This is a genomic window from uncultured Lactobacillus sp. (assembly GCF_947367085.1).
In the GTDB taxonomy this organism is placed as follows: domain Bacteria; phylum Bacillota; class Bacilli; order Lactobacillales; family Lactobacillaceae; genus Lactobacillus.
The window spans coordinates 1-4,080 of record NZ_CANBCP010000092.1 but is presented as its reverse complement, the minus strand read 5'-3'; the positions used below and the strand labels follow the sequence as shown (position 1 = coordinate 4,080).

Genomic DNA, 4,080 nt, shown 5'->3' with positions numbered 1-4,080 from the left:
GCCTAAAACAGCCCCAACATTGAATAAAGTTTCTGTAAATAGCATTGTGGCTACGCCAAAGCAAACTAAGGCATTAAATTGCGACATCGCATGAATACCAACTTCCATGATTCTCCAAATCAAGAAGAAAATTAAACTTACTAAAATTATTGCACCAATTACACCTAATTCCTCAGCTACAATAGATAAAATAAAGTCAGTATAAGGCTCTGGCAAATACCCACGTTTTTGCATTGAGTTTCCTAACCCCACGCCAAACAGACCGCCATTATGGATTGCATAATATGAATTAACTAATTGAGCTCCGCCTGTTCTCTCTAACTTGAAAGGATTTGCGAAAGCTAACAAACGTTGAAACTGATATGAATTTCTAATAAAATCGGGTGCCCAAACTAGTAAAATCACCATTAATACAACTATTGCCAAGAAAAGTGCAATCAGCCATTTAATTGCTAACTTTGTTGGTATTCCAGAAACACTATACATGACAAATACAATCATGAATAAAATTGCGGATCCACCAAAATCCGGTTCCAAAATAACCAAAAAAATCATCGCAAATGAAATAATGGTTGGTCCAGATAGGTTTTCCCAGATTTGTCCGGGAATGAATTTACCATCCCTTCTAGCTAAGACATAAGCCAAATATAAAACTAAAGAGAGTTTGGCAATTTCTACAGGTTGAATATTAATAAAACCCAAATTTATCCAACCCACGGCTCCGTTAACGGCAGCTTTACCGTGACTGACAATTTTAAGAAAAACTAGGAATAGTAACATTAGAAAAGAAATGGCCAAGAAAGTTAGAACAAATTTTTTACTTTTAAAAATGTTCAGTTTCATTGCAAAAGTCGGTATTCCAAAGAGTATGAAAGCAGCTGCAAAGTAGATAATTTGTCTTTTCATATAAACGTCAGGCTTAAATCCATTTACTAGCAATATATCAGAGCTTGCTGAGTAAATCATAATTACACCCAAAAGACAAAGTACTAGATAAGGTATTAAGATAGAATAATCAATATATTTTAATTTTTCTCGCACGATGGCAACTCCTTAAGCTAAATATCTTAATTATTATATCACTAGTTCTAGAGGTTTTAGTATATTAAAAAAGCAAGGTCTAAGCCTTGCTTTCTTAATATAGTGTGTAATTAGCCGTTAGCTTTACCACGCTTTTTATCAGCTTTCTTACGTTCGTTAGTATTTAAAATCTTCTTACGTAAACGAATACTTTGAGGAGTTACTTCACAATATTCATCATCGTTCAAAAATTCAATAGCTTCTTCCAAAGTTAATTTCTTAGGAGTCTTGATAGAAGCAGAGTGATCCTTACCAGCTGCACGAGTGTTGGTTAAGTTCTTACCCTTAGTTACGTTAACAGCAATATCACGTTCACGACTAGATTGACCAACGATCATACCTTCGTAAACTTCTACTCCAGCGCCAATGAACAATTCACCACGTTGTTCAACAGATTGCAATGAATAAGTAGTAGATTGACCTTGGTTAATTGATACAAGAGCACCGTTACGACGACCTGGTTCCCAGTTTTTAATTACTGGAGCATACTTTTCAAAAGTATGGTTCATGATCCCGTAACCAGCAGTTTGAGACATAAATTCATTGTTATAACCGATTAAGCCACGTGAAGGAACTAAGAATGTCAAACGAGTTTGACCATTTCCTGTTGCTTCCATGTTCTTCATTTCACCTTTTCTTTGTGAAAGTGAATCAATAACAGAACCAACGTATTCATCCGGTGTATCAACTTGTACAGCTTCAAATGGTTCACACATTTTACCATCAATTTCACGGTAAATAACTTTAGGACGAGAAAGTTGCAATTCGAAGCCTTCACGACGTAACTCTTCAACTAAGATTGAAAGGTGCAATTCACCACGACCAGAAACAGTCCAAGCATTCAATTGATCTGTTGGTTCAACTTTCAATGAAACATCAGTACGAGTTTGACGAATTAAACGATCTTCCAATTTCTTAGGAGTAACTTGATCACCTTCACGACCGGCAAATGGTGAGTCATTAGCTACAAAGTCCATTTGCAAAGTTGGTGGATCAATCTTAAGTAATGGCAAAGCTTCTGGTTGTTGAGCATCAGCAATAGTTTCACCCACGTAAATATCATTAATACCAGAAATAGCGATGATGTCACCGGCTTTAGCTTCTTGTACTTCGTTACGCTTTAAACCAAAGTAACCAAATAATTTAGTAACACGGAAGTTTTGAGTTGAACCATCACGCTTCATAACTGTGATGTTATCACCAACTTTAACTTTACCACGATAAATACGCCCAACACCGATACGGCCTACATAATCATCCCAATCAAGCATAGTGATTTGGAATTGAAGAGGTTCATTTGAATTATCAATTGGAGCTGGAATGTTCTTAACAATAGTATCAAAGATTGGATCCATAGTTTCTTCTTGCTTAGCAGGATCTGAATCATATGAAGAAGTTCCATTCAACGCACTTGCATAAACAACTGGGAAATCAAGTTGTTCATCGTTGGCACCTAATTCAATAAATAATTCTAAAACTTCATCTAATACTTCTTTTGGACGAGCACCTGGACGGTCAATCTTGTTAATAACCACGATTGGCTTTACGCCGGCTTCCAATGCTTTTTTCAAAACAAAACGAGTCTGTGGCATAGTTCCTTCATATGCATCAACCAAAAGCAAACAACCGTCAACCATGTGCATGATACGTTCAACTTCTCCACCGAAGTCAGCGTGTCCTGGTGTATCCAAAATGTTGATAGTTGTATCACCGTACTTAACCGCAGTATTCTTAGATAAAATAGTAATACCACGTTCACGTTCGATCGCATTTGAGTCCATAGCACGATCTTCAAGATTCATATGCTCTGGTAATGTATCGGATTGTTTTAATAATTGGTTAACCAAAGTAGTCTTACCGTGGTCAACGTGAGCAATAATCGCAATGTTTCTAATATCGTCTCTTCTTTGCAAAAGAAATTCCTCCCCGAACTTCATAAAAAAACTGTGACTTCAGTCACAGCTCTTTTATGCAAAAATAAATAATGCAGTTTGATGAAGCTTTTATTCTGTTTATAGTTTCGTTTTCAGATTGTACCAAAAAACCTCCGAAGCGTCAATAATAACTGATTATCCTTGCAAAAGATTATCGGCTATATCTGCGTTTATAAAATCCTAATTTTATAGAATTGAAAAATATGTTTATTGCCGTTAATAAAACTAATTGATATGATAATCATAATGACAATTATATAAATGAGGAGATTTTACCGTGATTTTAATGCATGACATAGTGCGCGATGGCGATCCTGTCTTAAGACAAGTTGCCAAGCCTTTAACTTTTCCTTTATCTGATGAAGATAAAAAATTTGCAAACGAAATGATGCAATATTTGATTGATTCTCAAGATCCAAAAATTGCTCAAAAACACCAACTAAGAGCTGGTGTTGGTTTAGCAGCACCTCAAGTTGGTCGCTCTATTCAAATGGCTGCTTTATTAGTGCCAGATGACAAAGGAAATATACTTTTTAAAGATATTTTTGTTAATCCTAAAATTTTATCTGAATCTGTACGTAAGGCATGTTTAGCTGAGGGCGAAGGCTGTTTAAGTGTCGATAAAGATATCGAAGGTTATGTACCGCGTCCAGATAAATTAAAGATTCGTTACTACACAATCGATGGTGAAGAAAAAACTATTCGCTTAAAAGATTATCCAGCAATTGTCGCTTCTCATGAAATAGACCACTTAAATGGTCACCTATTTTATGACAGAATCAACAAAGAAAATCCATTTACTTTAGCAGAAGACACAATTGTGATTTCTTAAAATAAAAACAAAACGTGGTGTAAAGCTTTATTCTTACATCACGTTTTTATTTTTTAGACACAAAAAAAGTGCTGGATAACCAGCACTTCCCATGTTACTTAAGAAGAATGAAGATACTTCTGGTAAATAACTTTATCACCCCAAGTTATTTACCACCTATATAATAATATTAACTTTTATAAGTTGTCAATTATTATTTTAAAAGCACTTACTTTTGTAAACCTGCTTATATAC

At 35.1% G+C, this 4,080-nt stretch carries 3 protein-coding genes; 1 reads left to right on the top strand and 2 read right to left on the bottom strand.

Annotated elements, in window-relative coordinates:
* Nucleotides 1-1,041 (bottom strand): FtsW/RodA/SpoVE family cell cycle protein (locus Q0Y70_RS09515; RefSeq protein ID WP_297820366.1); only part of this gene is annotated, 1,041 nt, incomplete at its 3' end.
* 110 nt (nucleotides 1,042-1,151) lie between these two features.
* Entirely contained in the window at nucleotides 1,152-3,017 is a 1,866-nt protein-coding gene (typA, locus tag Q0Y70_RS09510) for a translational GTPase TypA (RefSeq protein WP_297820362.1), read from the bottom strand.
* A 274-nt stretch (nucleotides 3,018-3,291) separates the two neighbouring features.
* On the opposite strand from typA, the gene def reads away from it, so the two are divergent.
* Nucleotides 3,292-3,846 carry a peptide deformylase gene (gene def, locus Q0Y70_RS09505; protein WP_297820359.1) on the top strand — a complete coding sequence of 185 codons (555 nt, stop codon included), beginning with the start codon at nucleotides 3,292-3,294 and terminating at the stop codon, nucleotides 3,844-3,846.
* Nucleotides 3,847-4,080: the final 234 nt, after the last annotated feature.